The 22,859-nt window shown below is 71.9% G+C and carries 24 protein-coding genes and 1 pseudogene; 17 read left to right on the plus strand and 8 right to left on the minus strand.

The window, feature by feature from the left end:
• Position 1: 1 nt before the first annotated feature.
• Together QSK30_RS22800 and QSK30_RS22805 are read right to left on the minus strand one after the other, a co-directional pair.
• Positions 2 to 376: a hypothetical protein gene (locus QSK30_RS22800; RefSeq protein ID WP_285505652.1), complete on the minus strand. Its 375-nt coding sequence runs from the start codon at positions 374 to 376 to the stop codon at positions 2 to 4.
• 9 nt (positions 377 to 385) lie between these two features.
• On the minus strand, positions 386 to 961 hold the full coding sequence (locus QSK30_RS22805) for a TetR/AcrR family transcriptional regulator (RefSeq protein WP_285505653.1): 576 nt from the start codon (positions 959 to 961) through the stop codon (positions 386 to 388).
• A gap of 43 nt (positions 962 to 1,004) precedes the next feature.
• Here QSK30_RS22805 and QSK30_RS22810 point away from each other — a divergent pair, with 43 nt between their 5' ends.
• The 8 genes from QSK30_RS22810 (at position 1,005) to QSK30_RS22845 (ending at position 10,231) form a co-directional block, all read left to right on the plus strand.
• Entirely contained in the window at positions 1,005 to 2,081 is a 1,077-nt protein-coding gene (locus QSK30_RS22810; RefSeq protein WP_285505654.1) for an FAD-dependent monooxygenase, read from the plus strand.
• 244 nt (positions 2,082 to 2,325) lie between these two features.
• Positions 2,326 to 2,967 (plus strand): M50 family metallopeptidase, encoded by a 642-nt coding sequence (locus QSK30_RS22815; RefSeq protein ID WP_285505727.1) that lies wholly within the window; start codon positions 2,326 to 2,328, stop codon positions 2,965 to 2,967.
• Positions 2,968 to 3,137: 170 nt separating this feature from the next.
• Complete coding sequence (locus tag QSK30_RS22820; protein ID WP_285505656.1) at positions 3,138 to 3,869, plus strand: TetR/AcrR family transcriptional regulator; 732 nt, start codon at positions 3,138 to 3,140, stop codon at positions 3,867 to 3,869.
• 66 nt (positions 3,870 to 3,935) lie between these two features.
• On the plus strand, positions 3,936 to 5,177 hold the full coding sequence (locus tag QSK30_RS22825) for an aldehyde dehydrogenase family protein (RefSeq protein WP_285505658.1): 1,242 nt from the start codon (positions 3,936 to 3,938) through the stop codon (positions 5,175 to 5,177).
• A 142-nt stretch (positions 5,178 to 5,319) separates the two neighbouring features.
• On the plus strand, positions 5,320 to 7,095 hold the full coding sequence (ctaD, locus tag QSK30_RS22830) for an aa3-type cytochrome oxidase subunit I (protein WP_285505659.1): 1,776 nt from the start codon (positions 5,320 to 5,322) through the stop codon (positions 7,093 to 7,095).
• 577 nt (positions 7,096 to 7,672) lie between these two features.
• Positions 7,673 to 8,896: a phosphoserine phosphatase SerB gene (serB, locus tag QSK30_RS22835; RefSeq protein WP_285505661.1), complete on the plus strand. Its 1,224-nt coding sequence runs from the start codon at positions 7,673 to 7,675 to the stop codon at positions 8,894 to 8,896.
• Complete coding sequence (locus QSK30_RS22840; protein WP_285505662.1) at positions 8,893 to 9,666, plus strand: peptidyl-tRNA hydrolase; 774 nt, start codon at positions 8,893 to 8,895, stop codon at positions 9,664 to 9,666. The genes serB and QSK30_RS22840 overlap by 4 nt, the downstream gene beginning before the upstream one ends.
• Before the next feature lie 61 nt (positions 9,667 to 9,727).
• Positions 9,728 to 10,231 (plus strand): DinB family protein, encoded by a 504-nt coding sequence (locus QSK30_RS22845; RefSeq protein ID WP_285505664.1) that lies wholly within the window; start codon positions 9,728 to 9,730, stop codon positions 10,229 to 10,231.
• A 400-nt stretch (positions 10,232 to 10,631) separates the two neighbouring features.
• Here QSK30_RS22845 and QSK30_RS22850 read toward each other — a convergent pair whose 3' ends face one another.
• Both QSK30_RS22850 and QSK30_RS22855 read right to left on the minus strand, forming a co-directional pair.
• Complete coding sequence (locus tag QSK30_RS22850) at positions 10,632 to 10,946, minus strand: hypothetical protein (RefSeq protein ID WP_285505666.1); 315 nt, start codon at positions 10,944 to 10,946, stop codon at positions 10,632 to 10,634.
• 37 nt (positions 10,947 to 10,983) lie between these two features.
• Positions 10,984 to 13,005: an ATP-dependent DNA helicase gene (locus QSK30_RS22855; RefSeq protein WP_285505667.1), complete on the minus strand. Its 2,022-nt coding sequence runs from the start codon at positions 13,003 to 13,005 to the stop codon at positions 10,984 to 10,986.
• 171 nt (positions 13,006 to 13,176) lie between these two features.
• Here QSK30_RS22855 and QSK30_RS22860 point away from each other — a divergent pair, with 171 nt between their 5' ends.
• A complete protein-coding gene (locus tag QSK30_RS22860; RefSeq protein WP_285505668.1) occupies positions 13,177 to 13,836 on the plus strand; it encodes a hypothetical protein in 660 nt (219 codons plus the stop codon).
• Here QSK30_RS22860 and QSK30_RS22865 read toward each other — a convergent pair.
• Together QSK30_RS22865 and xrtP are read right to left on the minus strand one after the other, a co-directional pair.
• The gene (locus QSK30_RS22865) at positions 13,833 to 15,203 is read right to left on the minus strand and encodes an XrtP-associated glycosyltransferase (RefSeq protein ID WP_502871871.1); all 1,371 of its coding nucleotides are present in this window, start codon (positions 15,201 to 15,203) and stop codon (positions 13,833 to 13,835) included. The two genes, QSK30_RS22860 and QSK30_RS22865, sit on opposite strands and share 4 nt — an antisense overlap.
• On the minus strand, positions 15,200 to 15,748 hold the full coding sequence (xrtP, locus tag QSK30_RS22870; RefSeq protein ID WP_285505669.1) for an exosortase P: 549 nt from the start codon (positions 15,746 to 15,748) through the stop codon (positions 15,200 to 15,202). The genes QSK30_RS22865 and xrtP overlap by 4 nt, the downstream gene beginning before the upstream one ends.
• Before the next feature lie 294 nt (positions 15,749 to 16,042).
• On the opposite strand from xrtP, the gene QSK30_RS22875 reads away from it, so the two are divergent.
• From QSK30_RS22875 to wecB, 3 genes and pseudogenes are all read left to right on the plus strand, one after another.
• Entirely contained in the window at positions 16,043 to 16,795 is a 753-nt protein-coding gene (locus QSK30_RS22875; RefSeq protein WP_285505671.1) for a choice-of-anchor protein CoaP, read from the plus strand.
• A gap of 18 nt (positions 16,796 to 16,813) precedes the next feature.
• A complete protein-coding gene (locus QSK30_RS22880) occupies positions 16,814 to 16,972 on the plus strand; it encodes an LAXTG motif-containing small protein (RefSeq protein WP_285505672.1) in 159 nt (52 codons plus the stop codon).
• Between the two features lie 84 nt (positions 16,973 to 17,056).
• A pseudogene (gene wecB / locus QSK30_RS22885) lies at positions 17,057 to 18,181 on the plus strand (non-hydrolyzing UDP-N-acetylglucosamine 2-epimerase); the annotation flags it as partial.
• Here wecB and QSK30_RS22890 read toward each other — a convergent pair.
• Both QSK30_RS22890 and QSK30_RS22895 read right to left on the minus strand, forming a co-directional pair.
• The gene (locus QSK30_RS22890; RefSeq protein WP_285505673.1) at positions 18,175 to 18,747 is read right to left on the minus strand and encodes an isochorismatase family protein; all 573 of its coding nucleotides are present in this window, start codon (positions 18,745 to 18,747) and stop codon (positions 18,175 to 18,177) included. The pseudogene wecB and the gene QSK30_RS22890 overlap by 7 nt on opposite strands.
• Complete coding sequence (locus QSK30_RS22895; RefSeq protein WP_285505674.1) at positions 18,744 to 20,042, minus strand: nicotinate phosphoribosyltransferase; 1,299 nt, start codon at positions 20,040 to 20,042, stop codon at positions 18,744 to 18,746. The genes QSK30_RS22890 and QSK30_RS22895 overlap by 4 nt, the downstream gene beginning before the upstream one ends.
• 116 nt (positions 20,043 to 20,158) lie before the next feature.
• Here QSK30_RS22895 and clpS point away from each other — a divergent pair, with 116 nt between their 5' ends.
• The 5 genes from clpS to QSK30_RS22920 all read left to right on the plus strand — a co-directional run bounded on the left by clpS (position 20,159) and on the right by QSK30_RS22920 (position 22,824).
• Positions 20,159 to 20,458, plus strand: a complete 300-nt coding sequence (clpS, locus tag QSK30_RS22900; RefSeq protein ID WP_285505676.1) for an ATP-dependent Clp protease adapter ClpS — start codon at positions 20,159 to 20,161, stop codon at positions 20,456 to 20,458.
• Positions 20,455 to 21,015, plus strand: coding sequence for a DUF2017 domain-containing protein (locus QSK30_RS22905; RefSeq protein WP_285505678.1), 561 nt, complete (start codon positions 20,455 to 20,457; stop codon positions 21,013 to 21,015). The genes clpS and QSK30_RS22905 overlap by 4 nt, the downstream gene beginning before the upstream one ends.
• Positions 21,012 to 21,959 (plus strand): P1 family peptidase, encoded by a 948-nt coding sequence (locus QSK30_RS22910; protein WP_285505679.1) that lies wholly within the window; start codon positions 21,012 to 21,014, stop codon positions 21,957 to 21,959. Before QSK30_RS22905 ends, QSK30_RS22910 begins: the two co-directional genes overlap by 4 nt.
• A 45-nt stretch (positions 21,960 to 22,004) precedes the next feature.
• The gene (locus tag QSK30_RS22915) at positions 22,005 to 22,466 is read left to right on the plus strand and encodes a M67 family metallopeptidase (protein WP_285505680.1); all 462 of its coding nucleotides are present in this window, start codon (positions 22,005 to 22,007) and stop codon (positions 22,464 to 22,466) included.
• Between the two features lie 79 nt (positions 22,467 to 22,545).
• Positions 22,546 to 22,824, plus strand: a complete 279-nt coding sequence (locus QSK30_RS22920; protein ID WP_285505682.1) for a MoaD/ThiS family protein — start codon at positions 22,546 to 22,548, stop codon at positions 22,822 to 22,824.
• Positions 22,825 to 22,859 lie beyond the last annotated feature (35 nt).

Here is a 22,859-nt window from a genome sequence, read left to right on the forward strand (position 1 = left end):
TTCACCGCCGGGAAGCCAACGCGGACAACGCGCACAGCCCGCCCCACACCCCGGCGACCAACGCCGCCTTGCGCCGGGTGTCGGCGTCGGGCAGGCCGACACCGAACCCGATGGCGTCCCCCACGTCGGAGGCCACCCGCACCGCGATGGCCGCGCGCAGCGGCGTGCCCGCGGGCGCGAACGCCATCGCCAGCCCGCTCGCGATGTCCCGGATCCCGATGCTCCTGGTCAGCAGCGCCACACCGGTCGAGGGCTCGCCCTTCGCGTCGGTCAGGCCGGTGGGTCCGGCCATCAGGGCCGGTCGCACGGTCACGGCCACCCCGTAGGCCGCGGTGGCGAGCCCGAGGGCTCGCGGGAACCAGGTCAGCTTCGCCATGCCCGGAGGCTACCCAGCGGGCGCGTCGAGCACCCCTCGAAGCGCCTCGGCGAACGAGCGGCGGAAATCCGCGCCTGCCAGCGGCACCCGCCCGGCGCCCGCCAGCCGGTCGAAGATCATCCCGTCGAGGAAGGCCACCAGCGCCCGACCCTGCCGCTCGGGGTCGGTCGCGCCCGCGGCGGCCAGCAGCGCGGCGGCCAGCTCCCGGTAGCGCTCGCCGACGGCGACCAGCGCGGCCCGCAGCTCCGGGCGCCGAGTCGCTTCCAGGGAGAGCTCGTAGCGGGCCAGCATCCGGTCCCGGTTGACCGTCACCGCGCGCTCGGCCATGCCCGCCATCAACGCCGCCAGCCGCTCGGCGTCGATCCGCGCGGGCACCGGGGTGACCGGAGCCAGCTCGTCGGTGTCCAGTGCCGCCAACCGCTCCACCGTCGCGGCCAAGAGCGCCTGCCTGGTGCGGAAGTAGTAGGAGCACGACCCCTCCGGCAGGCCCGCCGCGCGATCCACCGCCCGGTGCGTCAGCCCGCGCATGCCCTCGCGGGCGAGCGTGGCGATCGCCACGTCGGTGATCTGGTCTCGTCGGTCCACCTCTACAAGGGTAGAGTCCTCTACAGATGTAGAGGAGGCGGACATGCGGACAGCGGCAGTGGTCGGCGGCGGGATCGCCGGTCTCGCGGTGGCCACCGGGCTCACCGCGCGGGGGTGGCGGGTGCGGGTCTTCGAACAGGCGGCCACGTTCGACGAGGTCGGGGCCGGGATCTCGATCTGGGGCAACGCATTGCACGCGCTCGACGCACTCGACCTTGGGGAACAGGTGCGCGCGGCCGGTGCGCACCCGGGGCGCGGCGGGTTCCGGGACCGCCGCGGCCGGTGGATCGCGCGCGGAGTCGGGTCGGCGGACGAACTGGTCATACTGCACCGGGCAGACCTGCTGAAGATCCTCCTCGACGCCGTTCCGGCCGACGCCCTCCAGCCGGGAACCCAGGTTGGCGACATCGAGCTGCGCGGTGGGAAGGCGGTCGTCGCGGGCGAGGAGTTTGACTTGCTGGTCGGCGCTGACGGCCTGCGCAGCACCGTCCGCGCCGCCTTCTGGCCAGACGCGCAGGCGCCCCGCTATACCGGCCACACCGCGTGGCGCACGGTCTTACCCGCGGCCGGGATCCCGGCGTTCGACGGCAGCGAGACCTGGGGCGACCGGCAGGTGGTCGGCGTCTTCCCGATGGGCGACGACCGGATCTACTGCTACGCCGCCGCGGTCCTTCCGCCCAACACCGTCTACGCCCACGGTGACCTGGAGGAGCTCCGCCGCCGCTTCGCCGACTGGCCGGATCCGATCCCGGCGATCCTGGCCGCCACGCAAGAGGTGCTCAGGCACGACCTGTACTACCTGCCACCCCTGCGCTCTTTCGTCCACGGCCCAGTAGCGCTAATCGGCGACGCCGCGCACGCCATGCCGCCCAACCTGGGACAGGGCGCCTGCCAAGCGCTGGAGGACGCGATCACGCTCGCCCGCACCGCCGACGACCTCGCCCGGTACGACGCCCTCCGCAGGCCCCGGTCGCAATCCATCGCCCGGCAGTCCAGGACCGCTGGCGTGCTCGCCCATTCCGCCGCCGCCCCGCTGCGCAACACCATCCTGCGACTGCTTCCCGACGCCGTCTTCCAGCGCTCACTCGCGCCACTGCTGAACTGGCACCCACCCGCCTAGGCGCTGTCCGGTGAGTCCGGCACGCGCTATCCGCGCCCGCGCGGCCCCTGGCCGCACGGACGGAAATCCCAAGTACGACCAGGTACGAGCGGCTTCCCGTCCGCGCGGCAGGAACCACGCGGATCATGAATCCCACGCACCAGATTCACCGGACAGCGCCTAGGGGAAGATCGGTGCTGTGCAGGCAGCCCAATCAGACCTCTGGCAGCAGATCTTCGGCGACCAGTGGGAACCGCCCGCGACCATGGTGCTGGTCACCGCCGCGATCGCGATCGTCCTGGTCAGTGTCAACGTGCTCTGGCGGCCCGCCCGCAATGTGATCACCATCGTGCACGAGGCGGGCCACGCCCTGATCGCGGTGCTGGCGGGCAGGCGGCTCGCGGGCATCCGCCTGCACTCCGACACCTCCGGGGTCACCGTCTCGCGCGGCAAGCCGGAGGGGCCGGGGATGGTGTGCACCGCGCTCGCTGGCTACGTCGCGCCGTCGCTGCTCGGCCTCGGGTTCGCCGCCCTGCTGGGCACCGACCGGGTCACCGCGGTGCTTGTCGTCTGCGCGGTCCTGCTCTTCGGTGTGCTGATCATGATCCGGAACGTCTACGGCGTGTTCTCCATCGTGGCCACCGGCGCGGTGCTCTTCGGCGTCTCTTGGCTGGCCTCCGAGGAGATCCAGGCCGCGTTCGCCTACCTGATCGCCTGGTTCCTGCTGCTCGGCGGCCTCCGCCCGGTGGCCGAGCTGCAGGCCAAGCGCCGGCGCGGGCACGCCCGCGACTCCGACGCCGACCAGCTCGCCCGGCTCACCGGCGCCCCCGGGTTCTTCTGGGTCGGCACCTTCGCCCTGGTCAACCTGGGCGCGGTGCTGCTAGCGGCGGGCTGGCTGCTGCTCTAGCCCGGCCACCGGCCCGTGATCCACCCAACGGTCCCGGCGCGCGTCCTCCCGGCACCTCGCGCGTTGTGCTCCGCACAGGCCCGCAGCGGACACCGGCACAGCGCGAACACCGGCACAGCGGTCTGACACGGCGGTCACCACCGAGCGGTCCCCACCGAAAGGTCGACCCGATGAGCGAACCCGCGGCGCCCACCCCGTCCCCGCAACCCTCGGGACCGCAGCCTCAAGCACCTCATCCAGCAGCCCAGCTACCAGCAGCCCAGCTACCAGCAGCAACGCAGCCTGCGGCACCGCGGCGGCGCACCCAGCGCGAGCGCCGGGAGGCGACCGTCGGCAAGCTGGTCGAGGCCACCATCGAGGCGATCTCCGAGGTCGGCTACGCCCGCGCCTCGGTGCAGGAGATCTGCCGCCGGGCCGGGGTCTCGCACGGCGGGCTCTTCCGGCACTTCGAGACCCGGCTGGACCTGGTCGTCCGGGTGTCCGCCGAGGTCGGCCGCCGCCAGCTCGCCGACTTCCTGGCGCGCACCGCCCCGTTCTTCGCGGGTGGTGACGACTTCCTCGACGTGCTGCGGGCCATCCGCGAGGCGTCCCGTTCGCCGTTGAACATCGTCTGGTTCGAGCTGCTGCTCGCCGCCCGCACCGACGCCGAGCTGCGTGCCCGCTTGGCTCCGACGATCGAGTCCTACTCCAAGGACATCTACCTCACCGCGCTCCGCATACCGGCCATCGCGGCCCAACCGGACGAGACGCGCCAAGCGGCCGTCTTCGCCGGACTGCACATGTTCGACGTTGAGACCCTCGTCAACGCCGTCTACCCGCGACCGGACCTCGACGAGGGGCGGTTGCGGCTCGTCGCGCACTTCTACGAGACATCGGTGCAGGTCGAGGGCCTGGAGGGCTAGCGCGGGTCCCGCGCGCGCGTGCGGCAGACTCGTGGGCGCAACCGGCAGCCTCTGGAAGGACCCACCGTGACCGACGAGCAGACCATCGGCGACCTCGTGTCCGCGTGCGCGGCCAAGGCGTTCGCGGCCGCCCCGTCGCTCGCGGCGGCCTCGGACGAGACGATCGACAACGCCATCGCCGAGATGGCCGCCCGGCTGTCCTCGTCCCGCGCGAAGATCTTGGCCGCGAACGCCGAGGACGTGGCCGCGGCCGAGGCGAGCGGCATGAGCGGCGGACTGCTCGACCGGCTGCGGATCACCGGGGAGCGCCTGGAGGGCATGGCCGAGCAGCTGCGCCTGCTCGCGAGCGTCGCCCACCCGCAGCGGTCCCGGCAGGTCGGCACGCTGGAGGGCGGCCTGCGCCTGGTCGAGCTGAGCCGCCCGGTCGGGGTGATCGGCGCCAACTACGAGGCCCGCCCCAACGTGACCGTCGACGTCGCCTCCCAGCTGGTCAAGTCGCGCAACGCGGGCGTGCTGCGCACCGGCGCGGCGGCCCTGCGCTCGGCGACCGCGCTGGTCAAGCACGTGATCGCGCCCGCGCTCTCGGACGCCGACCTCGACCCCGACGCCGTCCAGCTCGTCCCCAGCCCCGACCGCGAGGCCGCGGGCGCCCTGGTCGACCTGCCCGCGCTGATCCCGCTGGTCATCCTGCGCGGCAGCGGCGAGAGCACCCGGGAGCTCGGCCGCCGGGCGGCGGTGTCCGGTGTGCGCACACTCGCGCACGCCGACGGCGGCGGGGTCCTCTACTACGACGCCAAGGCCGACCCGGCGCTCGCCGTCGACCTGATCACCCGCAGCCTCGACCGGCTCGGCGTGTGCAACCGGCTCAACCTGCTCCTCGTCCACCGCGACGTCTACGACACCGCGCTGCCCGGCATCCAGACCGCCCTGGCGGCGGCGGGTGTCAGCGCCGCGTTGCCCCCGCACGAGCACGCCATCGGCTACGAGTGGGCGCTCGACGGCGACCGCGAGGCCACCGTCACCGTCGCCCCGGTCGACGACCTGCGGCACGCCGCCCGGATCGCCAACACCGAGACCTCCGGGCTGGCCGCGGGCATCGTCACCGAGGACAAGGCCACCGCCGAGGAGTTCATCGCCGCCTACACCGGCACCGGCGTGTTCTGGAACGCGCCGACCCGCCTGCTCGACGGTTTCCGCCTGCTCGGCGTGCCCGAGACCGGCATCAACATCGACCGCGTCCCCGGCCCGCGCGGCCCGGTGACCTTCACCGACCTGGTGCTGCGCCAGTACGCCGTCCTGCCGGTGTGACCTGGGCAACTGCGCCCGGAGTCGGCCAGAGCACACCCGGCCCACGCGCGCCCGGGTGGTCGCGCCGGGCTACGATCCCTTCCGAGCCAGCAGCAACGGCTCACGATGGACGTCCACCACCCATCAGTTGCAGGAGGCAGGAGTGACGGCAGTAGCCCCGCAGCCGATCGCCACGCGGCCGTATCCGGCTCGCGAGACGGCCAAGGGTTCGTACCTGCTGCGGCTGTTCCGCACGACGGACCACAAGCAAATCGGCATCATGTACCTGGTCACGTCGTTCGCCTTCTTCATGGTGGGCGGCGCGATGGCCATGCTGATCCGCAGCGAGCTGGCCGTGCCGGGACAGCAGTTCCTGTCCCAGGAGCAGTACAACCAGCTGTTCACCATGCACGGCACGATCATGCTGCTGCTGTACGCGACCCCGATCCTGTTCGGCTTCGCGAACTTCGTGCTGCCGCTGCAGATCGGCTCGCCGGACGTCGCCTTCCCGCGGCTGAACGCGTTCTCGTACTGGCTCTACCTCTTCGGCGGCATCATCGTGATGACCGGCTTCCTCACCCCCGGCGGCGCCGCCGACTTCGGCTGGTTCGCCTACACGCCGCTCTCGGACAAGATCCACTCGCCCGGCGTCGGCGCCGACCTGTGGATCACCGGCCTGGTCGTCGGTGGTCTCGGCACCATCCTCGGCGCGGTCAACATGCTGACCACGATCGTCTGCCTGCGCGCGCCCGGCATGACCATGTTCCGGATGCCGATCTTCACCTGGAACATCCTGATCACCAGCGTGCTGGTGCTGCTGGCGTTCCCGATCCTCACCGCCGCGCTGCTCGGCCTGCTCGCGGATCGACAACTCGGGGCGCACGTGTTCGACCCCGCCAACGGCGGCGTGATCCTCTGGCAGCACCTGTTCTGGTTCTTCGGCCACCCAGAGGTCTACATCGTCGCCCTGCCGTTCTTCGGCATCGTGTCCGAGATCTTCCCGGTCTTCAGCCGCAAACCGCTCTTCGGCTACCGGGGCCTGATCTACGCGACCCTGGGCATCGCCGCCCTGTCGGTCACCGTGTGGGCCCACCACATGTACGCCACCGGCGCCGTCCTGCTGCCGTTCTTCTCCTTCATGACGTTCCTCATCGCCATCCCGACGGGCGTGAAGTTCTTCAACTGGATCGGCACCATGTGGAAGGGCCAACTGACCTTCGAGACCCCGATGCTCTTCAGCGTCGGCTTCCTGGTCACCTTCCTCTTCGGCGGCCTCACCGGCGTGCTGCTCGCCGCCCCGGCGATCGACTTCCACGTGTCCGACACGTACTTCGTGGTGGCGCACTTCCACTACGTGCTCTACGGCACGATCGTCTTCGCGACCTTCGCGGGCATCTACTTCTGGTTCCCGAAGATCACCGGCCGCTTCCTCGACGAGCCACTGGGCAAGCTGCACTTCTGGACCACGTTCATCGGCTTCCACGGCACCTTCCTGGTCCAGCACTGGCTGGGCAACGAGGGCATGCCCCGCCGCTACGCCGACTACCTGGCCAGCGACGGCTTCACCACGCTGAACACGATCTCCACGATCGGCGCCTACATCCTCGGCGCGTCCACGCTGCCCTTCATCTACAACGTCTTCAAGAGCTACCGCTACGGCGAGATCGTCACCGCCGACGACCCGTGGGGCTACGGCAACTCCCTGGAGTGGGCCACCAGCTCCCCACCGCCACGGCACAACTTCACCGAGCTGCCCCGGATCCGCTCCGAGCGCCCGGCCTTCGACCTGCACTACCCGCACATGCGGGAGGTCACCGAGGCGGACAAGTACGTCGGCCTCACCGCACGCGGCCACGGCAAGGCAGCCCCCTCGGAACTCCTCGCCGAGAAGATGAACCCCGACGAGATCTCCAAGGGCGACCCAACACTGCCCAATTGATCTGATAAGTCAGATACCATCGAGACACCGCGAGCGGACTTGTTCCGCTCGCGGTGTCTTTTCTATAGCTGTCCTTCAGGGACAATCGGTCCAAGGCGAAGACCTCACCCACCACCCACCCACCTACCTACCAGACGCAACAAATTTCCAAGCCCGCTGGTACCGGCGGCCCCGCTACGGATGCTCGATCTAGTGGACTCGCTTCGTGTGGGGGAGAGCACCGCTAAACTTGCCGGTGGTGGGGAATGCCCTTCACCCGCCCTTTTTTCACCACCGCGGTGCTCTAGGGGCCCCGCACGAAGCGAGTTCACTAGATCGAGCCCACGCTTGTAACCCGGGCAACGAAGACGGCAGCGCGAAAACGTCCCCGATCGCAACCCAGGCAACAAAGACGGCAACCAGACCTACGCCACACAAGCCTTCCGGCACCCGTCAAGCCATGGGATGGTTGCCGCACACGGCCTTCAGCGCCGAAGGTCTCAACGCGTCGCGACCCGGCGTGACCGTCCCGCTGTATCAGCCGTCCGTCAGCTCGTGCCGAGATACTGACGGCCCGCCGCATGGGAGTCGTACAACTGTGTCCGCCGCACACCACACCCCCGTCCTCATCACCGTCACCGGTCCCGACAAGCCGGGCGTGTCCTCGGTCCTGTTCGCCGCGCTGACCCGGCATGGCGTCGACATCCTCGACGTCGAGCAGGTCGTCATCCGCGGTCAGCTCGTGCTCGGTGCGCTGGTCGGCACCGACCACGACGCCGAGGGCCTGCAGGAGTCGGTCGAGCAGGCCATGGCCACCGTCTCGATGCGGGTGGACGTCGAGATCGGCGTCGACCCGTTGCAGCCCACCGCCAACTCCTCGCACGTGCTGGTGGTGCTGGGCAGTCCGGTCTCGGCCCGCGCGTTCGGCGAGGTCGCGCGCAGGCTGGCCGCGCTCGAGGTCAACATCGACGCCATCCGCCGGGTCGCCGACTACCCGGTCACCGGGCTGGAGCTGCGGGTCTCGGTCCCCAAGGACACCGACGAGGCCGACACCGCGCTGCGCTCGGCGCTGGCCGAGCTGTCCGTGCGGGTCGGGTTGGACATCGCCGTCGAGCGCGATGTGCTGGCCCGCCGGGCGAAGCGGCTGATCGTGTTCGATGTGGACTCCACGCTGATCCAGGGCGAGGTCATCGAGATGCTGGCCGCCAAGGCGGGCTGCGAGGACCAGGTCCGCGAGGTCACCGAGGCCGCGATGCGCGGTGAGCTGGACTTCACCGAGTCGCTGCACCGCCGGGTGGCGCTGCTCGCCGGGCTGCCGGTGGGCGTGCTCGCCGAGGTCGCGGGCGAGCTCCAGCTCACCCCCGGTGCCCGCACCACCATCCGCACCCTCAAGCGCCTCGGCTTCCGCACCGGCGTGGTGTCCGGCGGGTTCACCGAGATCATCACCCCGCTGGCCGAGGACCTGGGACTGGACTTCCAGGCCGCCAACCAGCTCGAGGTGGTCGACGGCGTGCTCACCGGCCGGGTCACCGGTGAGGTGGTCGACCGCGCGGGCAAGGCGGTCGCGCTGCGCCGGTTCGCCGACGAGTACGGCATCCCGCTGACCCAGTGCGTCGCGGTCGGCGACGGTGCCAACGACATCGACATGCTCGGCGCCGCGGGCCTGGGCATCGCGTTCAACGCCAAGCCCGCACTGCGCCAGGTCGCGGACACCGCGCTCTCGCACCCGTACCTTGACGTGGTGCTCTTCGTCCTCGGTGTCACCCGGGCCGAGGTGGAGGCCGCCGACGCCGCCGACGGACTGGACCCCGAACGACCGTGAACCACCCCCTCGACCCCCTGGCCGCGCGGTACGCGACCTGGCTGCGGCTGCCCGCCGAGGCCACCAACGACACCGCCGACGAGACCCCCGAGTCGGTCCGCGCCATGCCCGTGGTGCTGCGCGTGGAGCGCGACCCGGCGCCCGGCCGTACCCCGCTGCTCGAGGCGGCGGCCGCGGCGGCCATCGCCGTCTGCCTCGACCCCCGGGCCGAGCCGGGCGGCGAGTGGCACGCCGAGGTCGACGCCTGGGTGCGCGGCCGGATCCGCAAGGTGTCCCGCCGGGCCAGGGGGGCGCACTGGGCAGCGGTGCTGGAACTGCCCGGCACCACCGTCGAGGTCGATGGTGCCGAGGCCAGGGCACTGGTCCCCGGCCTCGTCGCCGAGGCCCCGCGCGAGGTGTCCCGGCTGCAGATCTCCGGTAGCGAACTGCCCGACGACGAGCCCGGCCCGCCCCCACCGGGCAGGCCGGTGCTCTGGCTCAACCCGCACGTCGCGATGACCGCGGGCAAGGCCGCCGCTCAAGTCGGCCATGCCACCATGCTGCTCGCCGCCCTGCTGCACGGCTCCGGCCAGGACGAGCACCTCAAGGCCTGGACCGAGGACGGTTTCCGCTGCGCCGTGCGCACCCCGGACGCCGCCACCTGGGCCGCCGCGCACCCCGGCGACGACCCGGACCTGGCCTGGCGCACCCGCTCGGTGGTCGCGGTCCGCGACGCCGGGTTCACCGAGGTCGACCCCGGCACCGTCACCGTCATCGCCCAGTGGTGCTGAGCCCGGTCGTTCCGACCGCGCTCGTCGGGAAAGTGTCGGTCGACCTGGCTACCGTGCGGGCATGGGAAATCGAGGGACGGTCATCGGCGACGAGAAGGTGATCCTGCTGGAGAGCCTGGAGCGGCACCGCGACGTGGTGCTGTGGAAGCTCCAGGGGCTCGACGAGCAGCAGGCGCGCAGGCCGATGACGCCGACCAACACCAACCTGCTCGGGCTGGTCAAGCACCTGGCCACGGTGGAGTACGGCTGGTTCTGCGAGACCTTCGGCCGCCCGTCCGGCGCCCCGGCGCACGACCCGGCCGACCCGGAGGCCGACATCCGGCCCGAGCCGCACGAGAGCACCGCCGACATCGTCGCCTTCCACCACCGGGCCCGGGCCGCCGCCAACGCGGTGATCGCCGAGCTCGACCTGGACGCCACCGGCACCGTCCCGTGGACCGGGGAGACGGTGTCGCTGCGCTGGGTGCTGGTGCACATGGTCGAGGAGAACGCCCGGCACGCCGGGCACATGGACATCGTCCGCGAGCTCATCGACGGTGCCACCGGCTTCCTGCCGACCGGCTGACCAGGCCGGTGTGGTCTGACCGCGGCTGGCGCCTGTGCCGAAATCGGTCAGGGCCATTCGTTGATCGCGGCGATCGGCCAGGGCCGGCACCCCACCGGCATGTCCCGCCACGGGGCACTGGTGCGCACCGCCACCGGATCCCGTCGATCAGCTGCCGGTCACTCCACAACGACGGCCGACCCGGCCGCGACGGTCCAGGCAGCGACGGCCCCCAGCGCCGCCCACTGCCCGCGTCAGGTCGACCGCGCCGTCACCGCCAGGGTGTCCACGAGCTCTCCGGTGCCCAGGTTCCTTCTCGGTCCATGAACCGACTACCGGAGATCTCACCCCGCTCAGCCGCCGACACGCCCCACACCGCCAACTCCCAGCCCGACCTGCGGACCCGACCTCGATACAGGCCCTAGCGCTGCCAGACCACGAACAGGCCGTCCTCGGTGGTGGTCATGGCCTCGATGAACGCGTCGTTGTCGAAGTTCGGCATCGACTGCAGCCTGCTCATCAGGTCGTCGGCCGACGGGTGCCCGGCGGGCACCGCGCAGCCGCCGCCGCCCGAGCTCATGAGCAGGAAGAACACGTCTTCCTTCCACGGGCCCTCCGGGGTGGTCCGGATCGCGACCTCGGCGAGGTCCGACCACGACACCGACTCCTCGGAGCCGTCGGCCAGCAGTCTGCGCACGCCGTCGTCGTCGACCGTGATGCCACCTTCGCCTGACACGCGACCTCCGCTGATCCGTGACTGCACAACAGGACTTTCAGTTCGCCGCGGCCAGGCGGCGCAGAGCGGCGCGGACGACCTCGGGGTCGGTCGTCGGCCAGAACGGCGGCAGTGAGGCACGCAGGAAGCCGCCGTAGCGGGCGGTGGCCAGCCTCGGGTCGAGGACGGCGACCACGCCGCGGTCGTCCATCGAGCGCAGCAGCCTGCCCGCGCCCTGGGCCAGCAGCAGGGCCGCGTGGGTGGCGGCCACCGACAGGAAACCGTTGCCGCCGCGGGCTTCCACCGCGCGCTGGCGGGCCGAGGCGAGCGGGTCGTCCGGGCGCGGGAACGGGATCCGGTCCATCACTACCAGGGAGAGCGACGGTCCGGGCACGTCCACCCCCTGCCACAGCGACAGGGTGCCGAACAGGCAGGTCGCCGGGTCCTCGGCGAACTTCTTCACCAGCAGCGCGGTCGAGTCGTCGCCCTGGCAGAGGATGTTGACCGCGACCTTGTCGCGCAGCTCGGCGGCGGCCTGCTTGGCCGCGCGCATCGAGGAGAACAGGCCGAGCGTGCGCCCGCCCGCGGCCTCGACCAGCTCGCGCAGCTCGTCGAGGTAGGCGGGCGGCAGGCCGCTCTTGCCCGGCGGCGGCAGGTGGCGGGCGGTGTAGAGGATGCCCGAGCGCGGGTGGTCGAACGGGGAGCCGACGTCGATCCCGGTCCAGCGGATCTCGTCGCCGGGCTCCTTATCGGTGGCCGTCCCGGCCGCCTTGACCCCGGCGCGCTGCTCACTGGGCAGCCCCCACTGCCGGGCGAGGGTGTCGAAGGTGCCGCCCAGGGTCAGCGTGGCCGAGGTGAGCACCGTGGTGTTCTCGCCGAAGAGCTTCTCGCGCAGCAGCCCGGCCACGCCCAGCGGCGCGACCCGCAGCGTCGGCGGGCGCGGGGTTGTGGCGCCGAAGTCGCCGGTCACCCACACCACGTCGCGGCGGTGCGCGTCGTCCTGGCCGAAGGCCTCCAGCACCCGCACGGCGGTGTCGTGCACCTCTTCGAGCACCGAGAGCGCGAGCTTGCGCGCGGTGGCCGCCTCGACGTCGTCCTTGCGCTCCGGGCCGATCGCGGTGACGCAGGCGTGCGCGCCGTCGCGGATCGCGGCCAGGGTGGCCACCAGCGGCTCCGGCAGCGTGTCCAACCGACCGGTGGGCACGTCCTCGAGCAGCATCCCCAGGCCCTCGCCCGCCTCGACCAGCCGGTCGGCGACGTCGTCCTCGACCAGCCTGCCCGCGCGGCGGGCGGCGATCGAGGTGGCAGCGGCGGAGAGCTCGCCGGTGGCCGCCGAGGTGACCCGGTCGACCAGGTCGTGCGCCTCGTCGATGATCACCACGTCGTGCTCGGGCAGCACCTGGGCGGTGCCCAGCGCGTCGATGGCCAGCAGCGCGTGGTTGGTGACCACCACGTCCGCGCGGCCCGCCTCGGCCCGGGCCTTCTCGGCGAAGCAGTCGGTGCCGATCGGGCAGCGGGACGCGCCCAGGCACTCGCGGGCCGAGACCGACACCTGCCGCCACGCCTGGTCGGACACGCCGGGGACCAACTCGTCCCGGTCGCCGACCTCGGTGTCACTGGCCCACTCCCGCAGCCGGGTGATCTCCCGGCCCATCCGCGAGACCGCGAACGGGTCGAAGAGCGCCTGCTCGTCGGGCTCCTCGGGGCCGTCGAGGCGGTGCAGGCACAGGTAGTTGCGCCTGCCCTTGAGGATGGCGAAGGTCGGCGTCCGCTTGAGCGACTTCGCCAGCGCCTTGGCCAGCCGGGGCAGGTCCCGGTCGACCAGCTGGCGCTGCAGCGCGATGGTGGCGGTGGACACCACGACCGACTTGCCCTTGGCCACCGCGTGCCGGACCGCGGGCACCAGGTAGGCCAGCGACTTGCCGGTGCCGGTGCCCGCCTGCACGGCCAGGTGGTCGCCGGAGCCGAAGGACCGGTGCACCGCCTCGGCCATCTCGACCTGGCCCGGGCGCTCCGCCCCGCCCACCGCGGTCACCGCGGTCGCGAGCAGCTCGCGCAGCGAGGGCAGGGAGTCGGGCATGGCGGAGACGGTACCGGTGGGGTCTGTCAGTCCCGTCTCGCGGTCAGGCGTGTCGTCGCTCGACCGGGTGAGCGTCGGGGTTCTCGCGGGTGGAACTCGCGTCCTGCCTGGCACCGCTGGTCGTGGTCGGCTCCACTCGAAGTTCAGGACGACACGAGGAGGGATTCGACGATGGCTCAACGACGAGCTCGACGAGTGGCCGCTCTCGCGGCGGTGGGGGTGTTCGCGTTCGCGGTACCCGCCCACGCCCAGGTCCGAGCGGACAGCAGCGGGGCGGTCGGCGGCGGCATGGCGTTGTTCGGCACCGAGGCCGTCGACATCGGGCCACTGGCGCCGTGCGCCGCCGGTGGCCCGGGCAACGGCACCACCACCGGGGCGGAGTCCGACTTCGGGTTGGTCAAGTACGGCCGCGGCAGCGGGACCTGCGCGTTCGACCCGGAAAGCGGGGTCGCCTCGGCGAACGTCACCGGCCAGGACTTCGAGGTCAACGGCCTGACGCTCTACGGCGGTCCGTCCATCGGGATCAGCTCGTTCTCCGCGAGCTGCACCACCACCGAGACCGGGATCAAGCGGTCGGTGGCGCTCAGCGGCGTCACCGGGGTGGCGCTGCCCGATGAGGTGCCGGAGGACTACACGGTGATCATCCCGGGCCCGAACCCGAACCAGCCGATGGCCCGGCTGGTGTTCAACGACACCGCCCCGGCCGACCCGACCGACCTCCGGTCGGAGAGCGTGCACGTGCTCAAGGTGCATCTCTACCCGCGCGGCGGCGGGGCCGCCAGCGGCACGCTGACCGTCGGGTCGGTGTCCTGCAACCCGCCGGGCCGCTAGTGGTCCAGCGCCACCACGCCGGTGCGGCGCTCGGTGTTCCGCTTGGTCTTGGTCCAGCCGTTGCGGCCGCGGGCCAGGCGGAACACCGCTCGCCATGAGGTGATGTAGAAGGTGTAGATGTAGAGCGCGTAGGCCAACCCGTAGCCGACGCTGCGCAGGAAGCCCTTCTCCGGCTCGCACCGCCTGCGGTAGATCGGGCCCCAGATGACGAACGGCAGCAGCCCGAACGAGCCGTAGGTGGCGAACAGGATCCAGGCGCCGCCGGTGAACCAGTCCCAGACCTCGCCGGGGTCGGTGGCGGCGCGGGTGAACAGCAGGATGAACGGGATCGGGTAGATCAGCGTGCCGAGCAGCTGCATCCACGGCTGCGCCAGGTAGTAGAGCATCTCCGCGGCACCCAGGGTGGACAGGTGCGTGGAGTCCCAGATCCGGCGCACGTACCGGCCGCACTGCATGGTGCCCTGGCCCCACCTGGTGCGCTGGGCCAGGAACCGGCGCAGGCTGTAGAGCGCCTCCTGGTCGACGTGGGTGTCCACGGTGAACCCGGTCTTCCAGCCCGCGGTGAGCAGGTGCACGCCGAGCTCGAAGTCCTCCAGCAGCGCGCCCCGCCACGGCCCGTGGCCGGTGCTGATGGTGTCCAGTGCGGACAGCCGGGTGAACTGGCCGTTGCCGCCCATGGAGATCGTGCCGGTGCGCCCGCGCGACATCTGGATCGCCGCGATGGCGCTGCGGAACTCCAGGTCCTGCATGCGCACCAGCGCGCTGCCGAACTTCCGCTTCCACAGACCGGTTTCCGGCGGGGGAGTGCCGCGGTTGCTCATCCGCACGTCGACCTGCACCGCGCCGACCCGGGCGTCGCCGAAGAGGTGGTCCGCGGCGCAGACGGCCAGGCAGTCCGGCGCGGGCCTGCCGTCGGCGTCGACCACGACGATGATCGCGCGGTCGGTGTCGGCGTGCCTGCCCATCCAGTCCTTGAGCGCGCGGTAGGCCGAGTTGAGCGCGTCGCCCTTGCCGGTGCGGGCGTGCGGTCGGTGTCGGCGCACCAGGTGCAGGTTGCGGTCGCCGCCGTGCCGGGGGCCCTGCAGCCTGCTGACGACCGCGACCGTGCCGTCGTCGGAGTCGTCGTCGATGACCCAGACGTGCGCGTGCGGGAAGTTCCCGCGCAGGTAGCGCACGGTGTCGCCGACCACCGCGTCCTCGTCGCGGCAGGGCACGAAGAAGTGCCACTCCAGTTGGTACGGATCGCCTGGCACCGCGCGCTTGTGGCGCAGGTAGGGCACCACGATCAAGCAGACGTAGGTCATGAACGCCACGCTCATGGTGAGCGCCAGCGCCTGGGTGAAGCCCAGCAGCAGACCCAGGTTCACCGCTGGTCCCTGGGTTTGCGCGTGGACAGCCACGCGAACAGCACGAGCGCCGCGGCGCCGCCGAGCACGCTGACCATCGAGCCGAGCAGCGTGTGGCCCCAGTAGTAGCCGCGCTCGGTGCCCAGCCAGTCGATCAGGCCGACCAGCGTCAGCACCCGCAGCTGGTTCACCAGGACCACCGCCAGCGCGGCGATCCCGAGCGCGACCAGCACCCGCCCGGTGATGGCGGGCCGCAGCGCGATCATCACCGCGCCGATCACCAGCAGTGGCAGCACGAGGAACGCCGAGGTGCACTCCGGGCTCATCCGCAGCCCGAACGCGTGGTCCGTGCCGAGTCCGAAGTAGACGGATTGGCGCTGCGGCGCGAGGTAGACCCCGCCGGCGGTCGTCAGCCGCAGGATCCCGCTCGCCAGGGTCATCTCCGCGGTCCGGTAGACCCGGTTCCCGATCACCAGCGCGGCCGCCAGCGCGACCAGCACCACCACCGCGAGCCGGGCGGTGGGCGTGCTCCGGCGTGGTACCGGCAGTGATCCGGCGAGGGCCACCGTTGCTCCGTCCGTTCCGCGCGCCGTTCACTCGACGCGTCGGACTCATCATCGGCTCCCCTACGGCCGAGTCTGCATCGCTGAAAAGGGTGATGTCGAAAGTGGATAACTCCACACTCCGTTAGCGGATACCTACTTTGGGTCGGTACCGATGGCATGAGCCACACGATCGGGTTGGAGCTCGTTTCATGTGTCGATTCAGGCTCGTTGGAGGCGATACGCAAACGCAAGCCCCGGTCCGGCTCCCGCCTTGGCGGAATCGATGAGCCGGTGCCAAAACCCCATGGAGGATTGATGCACAAGCCAATGGTGCGTCGCGGCGGGCTGGTCGGCGTCATCGCCGCCGCCGCGTTGCTCGCGGGCGCGCTGCCCGCGTCGGCAGCTCCGGGTGACGGGTCGGCGTTCGTCGCCGACGCGAGCCTGACGCTGCTCGGGAACCCGGCTGTCGACGTGGGGCCACTGGCCCCGAGCAACACCAGCGGGCCGACCAGTGCGCAACTGGCCTCGCTCAACATCCCCGGCGTCGTGACGGCGGGCATCGTGAACAGCAGTGCCACCCTGGACGAGGACACCGGTGTGGTGAGCTCGCACGCCGACCTCACCAACGTCGGCCTCACCCTCGCGGCGCTGGGCAGCATCGGCGCCATCAACGTCGACTGCACCGGGGCCACCGATGGCAACACCGGGTCCACCTCGCTGGCCAACGTCGCGCTGGCGGGTGTCACGGTGCCGGTGAACCCGGCCCCCAACACGGTGATCGCCGTGCCGCCGGGCCCGATCCCGCCGCCGCTGCTCTCGATCACGTTCAACGAGCAGATCACCAACCCCGACGGCAGCCTGACCGTCAACGGTGTGCACGTGCGGCTCAACGCGCTGCTCGGCACCGGTGACCTGGTCCTGGCCAGTGCCACCTGCGGTCCGGCCGCCGCGCCGATGCCGCTGGCCTCGGGCGCGGGACTGTGGCTCGGCGTGGGGCTGCTCGGCCTGATCGCCGTACCCGCCGGGATCAGCGTGGTCCGCAGGCGCTCGGCCCAGGCGACCGGCTGAGGTAGAGGAGGTCAGCGCGTGTACCGAGCTCCTACCGGAGGCGCCGTCGGCGGCAGCGCCGGTCTGGCCATGACCGGTGCCGACGTCGGCTGGTGGATCGCCCTCGGGATCGCCCTGCTCGTCACCGGGGTACTCCTGCTGCACGCGAACCGTCGCAGGCAGCGGTCGACGCACTAGGTCGACCAGTCCGAAGTGGACCCCCGGGCGCCGTCCCGCGGCGCCCGGGGGGTCCACTTCCCCACCGCGACCTGGAAGGCCGCAATGCACAACGAGATCCTGTTGCTGGTCGGGACCCGGCCGGAGGCGGTCAAGGCCGCCCCGGTGGCGCTGGCGCTGGGCAGGCACCGGCGGCTGCGCCCCGCCATCATCCACAGTGGACAGCACCGGGGCATGGTCGAGCAGGCGCTCGCGCCGTTCGGCCTGACCCCGGCCGAGGTGCTCACCGTCGAGCGCCGCGCGGGCGAGCAGGCCGAGCTGGTCGCCGCGCTGCTACCCGCCCTCGACGGCGTGCTCGCCCGCCGCGCGCCCGCGGCGCTGGTGGTGCAGGGCGACACCACGACCACCCTCACCGGTGCGCTGGCCGCGTTCTGGCGCGGCATCCCGGTGGTGCACCTGGAGGCGGGGCTGCGCACCGGCGACCTCGCCGCCCCCTTCCCCGAGGAGGGCAACCGGCAGATGGTCGCCCGGATCGCGTCCCTGCACCTGGCACCCACGGCCGACGCCGCCGAGGCGCTGCGGGCCGAGGCGATCCCGGCCGCGTCGGTCGTGGTCACCGGCAACACCGTGGTCGACGCGGTGCGCCACATCGCCGCCGCCGACCGGCCCGCCGTCAACCCCGCGCTGGCGTGCCTTGAGGCCGACCTGGACGCGGGCGGCGGGCGGCTCGTGCTGGTCACGGTGCACCGCCGCGAGTCCTGGGGCGCCCCGCTGACCGAGGTCCTCGGCGCCGTGCGCACCCTGGCCGACCGCTACCCGGAAGTGCGCGTCGTGCTGCCCGCGCACCCGAACCCCGCGGTGCGCAGGCAGGTCGGCGACGTGCTCGGCGGCCACCCGCGGATCACCGTCACCGGTCCGCTGGCCTACCCCGACCTCGTCCGGGTGCTGCGCCGCGCCGAGCTGGTGATCACCGACTCGGGCGGGATCCAGGAGGAGGCGCCCAGCTTCGGCGTGCCGGTCCTGGTGGCCCGCGCGGTGACCGAGCGGATGGAGGCCGTCCGGGCGGGCTGCGCCTGGCTGGTGGGCACCGACCGGGCGCGCGTCCTCGACGCGGCCGAGCGCGTGCTGGCCACCGGGATCCGCGTGCCCGCCGACCAGAACCCGTTCGGCGACGGCCACGCCGCCCGCCGCGCGTGCGCGGCGATCGACCAGCTGCTCGCCACTCAGCCCACGTTCGGCGTCCCCACGAGCCGCACACCCGCGACGCCGAGGACGCCCAGCGCCGACTCGACGGTGGTCGGTGACACGCCCGCGGTCAGGTCGAGCAGCACGGTCGCGGTGAACCCGGCCCGCGTGGCGTCCACCGCGGTGGCCCGCACGCAGTGATCGGTGGCGATGCCCACGACGTCCACCGCGTCCACGCCGTGCGCGCGCAGCCAGTCGGTCAGCGAGACCTCGGCCGGGCCGACACCCTCGAACCCGGAGTACGCGGCGGCGTAGGCGCCCTTGGAGAACACCGCCTCGATCGGCGCCACGTCCAGCGACGGGTGGAACGACGCGCCCGCGGTGCCGACCACGCAGTGCACCGGCCAGCTGTCGACGTAGTCCGGGGTGTCGCTGAAGTGCGGGCCGGGGTCGATGTGGAAGTCCCGGGTGGCCACCACGTGGTCGTACCCGGTGGCGGTCATGTGCGCGCTGACGGCCTCGGCCACCGCGGCGCCGCCCGCGACCGCCAGCGAGCCGCCCTCGCAGAAGTCGTTCTGCACGTCGACGACGATCAGTGCCTTCTTGGTCATGCCTGCTCCTGGACCGGGTACACGGTGGGGATGGCCGGCTCGCCCGCGGAGAGCTTGAGGCCCTCCCACGGCAGGCTGACCAGGCCCTGGCGGACCCGGTTCCTACTGTCCTCCAGGGTGGGCAGTCCGGCCACCGGCCTGCCACCGCGCAGGAGGGGGATCTGCAGCAGCCGGTCGTGCTCGCCGAGCTCGGGGGCGACCCCGCGCTCGAGGTAGACGACCTCCTCCAGCGCCGTGCCGGTCGGCTTGTGCGTGCGCAGCGCCAGCTTGCGGCCGCCCCGCGACTCCTTGTGCGAGCTGCGCTTCTCCACCGGCCGCCCGTCCACCTCGACCAGCTTGTAGACCATGCCCGCGGTCGGCGCGCCGGACCCGGTGACCACCGAGGTGCCCACCCCGTAGGCGTCCACCGGCTCGGCCCGCAGCGCGGCGATGGCGTACTCGTCCAGGTCGCCGGACACCACGATCCGGGTGTCCCGGGCGCCGAGGCCGTCGAGCTGCTCGCGGGCCTGGCGGGCCAGCACGCCCACGTCGCCGGAGTCGATCCGGATCGCGCCCAGCCCGGTGCCCGCCACCTCGACGGCGGTCGCGATGCCCCGGGTGATGTCGTAGGTGTCCACCAGCAGGGTGGTCCCGGTGCCCAGCGCGGCGACCTGCGCCTCGAACGCGGCCCGCTCGCTGTCGTGCAGCAGCGTGAACGCGTGCGCGCAGGTCCCGGCGGTGGGGATGCCGAAGGTGCGCCCGGACTCCAGGTTGGACGTGGTGGCGAAGCCCGCCAGGTACGCCGCCCGAGCCGAGGCCACCGCCGCGTGCTCGTGGGTGCGCCGGGAGCCCATCTCGATGATCGGCCTGCCGTTGGCCGCGCCCGCCATCCGCGCCGCCGCCGAGACGATCGCGCTGTCGTGGTTGAGGATCGACAGGACCAGCGTCTCGAGCACCACCGCGTCGGCGAAGGTGCCGGTGACGGTCAGGATCGGGGAGCCGGGGAAGTACAGCTCGCCCTCGGCGTAGCCGTCGACGTCACCGGCGAAGCGGTAGTCGGCCAGCCAGGCGATCGTGTCCTCGTCGACCACCCGGTGCTCGCGCAGGTGGCGCAGCTCGTCGTCGCCGAAGCGGAACTCGCTGATCGCCTCGACCACCCGGGCGGTCCCACCGACCACGCCGTAGCGGCGGCCGGTGGGCAGCCGCCGGGCGAACGCCTCGAAGACGCAGCGGCGCTCGCCGGTGCCGCTGCCCAGCGCGGCGGCCAGCATCGTCAGCTCGTAGTGGTCGGTCAGCAACGCGGTACTCACACCCATGCCACGAAGCCTAGGCGGCCATCGATTGGCCCGGTCGGGCACGATCGGTGATCGGGTACTCCGAACGAATGAAGATCCGCCGGTCCGGACGAAACCGGCCATGCCACCATTGACCCATGACCGCAGCCGTCGACATGGAGCAGACGCAGGCATCGCCCGCCGGTGCGGAGGTCGTGTCCGAGGACCGGCCCTGGCAGACCGTCGTCTGGAACGACCCGGTCAACCTGATGTCCTATGTGACCTACGTCTTCCAGAAGCTGTTCGGCTACAGCCGGGACCAGGCGACCAAGCTGATGCTGGACGTGCACCACGAGGGCAAGGCGATCGTGTCCTCGGGCAGCAAGGACAAGGTCGAGGCCGATGTCGCGCGACTGCACGCGGCGGGCCTCTGGGCGACGATGGAACACACCTCGTGAAACCGTGGAAGCGCAAGGGCGAGAAGGTGCTGGCCGACATCGACCAGCAGGAGGCGGCCGTCCTGCGCGGCCTGGTCTCCCAGATCGACGACATGCTGCGGGCCCGGGTCGAGGACGCGCCGCAGGACGAGCTGGCCGAGCTGACCGGGATCCGCACCGGTCCCTCCACCTCGCCCGACGACCCGATCCTGTCCCGGCTGCTGCCGGACTTCCACCGCCTCGACGACGACAACCCGAGCAAGGCCGACCTCGACTCGGCCGCCATGCTGCGCTCGCTGCACGAGCCGACGCTGCTCGACCTCAAGACCGGCGTCGCGGGCGTGGTGCTCGACACCTGCCCGATGTACGGCGGCGGCATCCGGCTCACCCTGGAGCAGGCCGACGCGTGGCTCTCCGCGCTCAACGACGTGCGGCTGGCGCTCGGCACCGCGATCGAGGTCACCGAGGACATGCCCGACGAGCTGCCCGAGGACGACCCGCGCAGCCCGCACCTGGCCGTCTACCACTGGCTCACCTGGGTGCAGGAGTCGCTGGTCCAGGCGCTGTCCGCGCCGTGAACGCGATCACCGACGTCGGCGGGGTGCTCGTCGGGCACCACCACCGGGTCGGTGACGGCTGGGCGACCGGCACCACGGTCGTCCTGCTGCCGGAAGGCACGGTCGGCGGGGTCGACGCCCGCGGCGGCGCGCCGGGTACCCGGGAGACCGATCTCTTGGCGCCGGAGAACCTCGTCGACCGCGTGGATGCTGTTTGCCTGTCCGGCGGCAGCGCGTACGGGTTGGCTGCCGCAGACGGGGTGATGCGGTGGCTCGGTGAGCACAACCGCGGCTACCGCGTCGGTCCGGAGCCGCACGAGGTGGTGCCGATCGTGCCCGCCGCCGTCCTGTTCGACCTGCCGCGCGGCGCCTGGGGCAACCGCCCGGACGCCGAGTTCGGCTATGCCGCGTGCGCCGCCGCCACCGGGGGTCCGGTCGCCGAGGGCAGCGTCGGCGCGGGTACAGGCGCCCGGACGGGTTCACTCAAAGGGGGGATCGGCACGGCGAGTGCCCGGGTGGGTGACGTCACGATCGGGGTGATCGCCGCAGTCAACGCCCGTGGTGAGGCCGTCGACCTGGGTACCGGCGCCTTCTGGGCCACCGGCACGCCAGGGGAGCTGCCACCGCCACCAGGGTGGGCGGTAGAGCTGGGCGAGCGGTCGAGCGACCTCAACACCACCATCGGCGTTGTCGCTACCGACGCCCTCTTGACCAAGTCCCAGTGCAAGCGGTTGGCCATGTCCGCCCAAGATGGACTGGCACGCGCTATCCGCCCCGCACACTCCCTCTTCGACGGTGACACCGTCTTCGCCGCCGCGACCGGTGCGCGTCCGGTGAACGGTTTGGGCGAGCTGGACACCCTCTACATGACCGCCGCGGACGTGTTCTCCCGCGCCGTCGCGCGCGGTGTCCTGGCCGCCACCACCGTGGGTGACCTGCGCTCATACCGCGACGCGTGGTCCTGACGTGCGACCTCTCACAGACTGGGAGGGGCGCACTCACCCAGTAGGATGGGTTCCGTGCTGACGATCCGCCGGGACCTCGTGGAAGCGATGGTGGCCCACGCCCGCCGCGACCACCCCGACGAGGCGTGCGGCGTGCTCGCGGGCCCCGAGGGGTCCGACCGCCCCGAGCGCTTCATCCCGATGCTCAACGCCGCGCGGTCGCCCACGTTCTACGAGTTCGACTCCGCGGACCTGTTGAAGTTGTACCGCGAGATGGCCGCGAACGACGAGGTGCCGGTGGTCATCTACCACTCGCACACGGCCACCGAGGCCTACCCGTCGCGCACCGACGCGAAGATCGCGCAGGAGCCGTACGCGCACTACGTGCTGATCTCCACCCGCGAGCCGGACAGCCACGAGCTGCGCTCGTTCCGGATCGTCGAGGGCGTCATCACCGAGGAGCCGGTCGAGGTCGTCGAGTCCTACCGGTTCGCCCACACGGGTCCGGACGACGTCCCCGAGCAGTGAGTTCGCGCGCGTACCGGAATACCGGTCGCGCTCCCGCGCGTCATCCCCAGTAGCACTGGCACACCCCGGAGGTTCAACCATGGCCGTCACCGTCTCGATCCCGACCATCCTGCGCACCCACACCGGCGGCGAGAAGTCCGTCCTGGCCGCGGGCAGCACCGTCGCCGAGGTGATCGACGACCTCGAGGCGAACCACGGCGGCCTCAAGTCGCGCCTGGTCAAGGACGGCACCCTGCACCGCTTCGTCAACATCTACGTCAACGACGAGGACGTGCGCTTCGCGGGCGGCCTGGCGGCCAAGGTCGCCGACGGCGACAACGTCACCATCCTGCCCGCGGTCGCAGGCGGCGCGCGCTAGGCAACCGGCGCCAAGCAACCCCTGGAGGGGGATCC

The organism is Actinokineospora sp. NBRC 105648 (assembly GCF_030269645.1).
Taxonomy (GTDB): domain Bacteria; phylum Actinomycetota; class Actinomycetes; order Mycobacteriales; family Pseudonocardiaceae; genus Actinokineospora.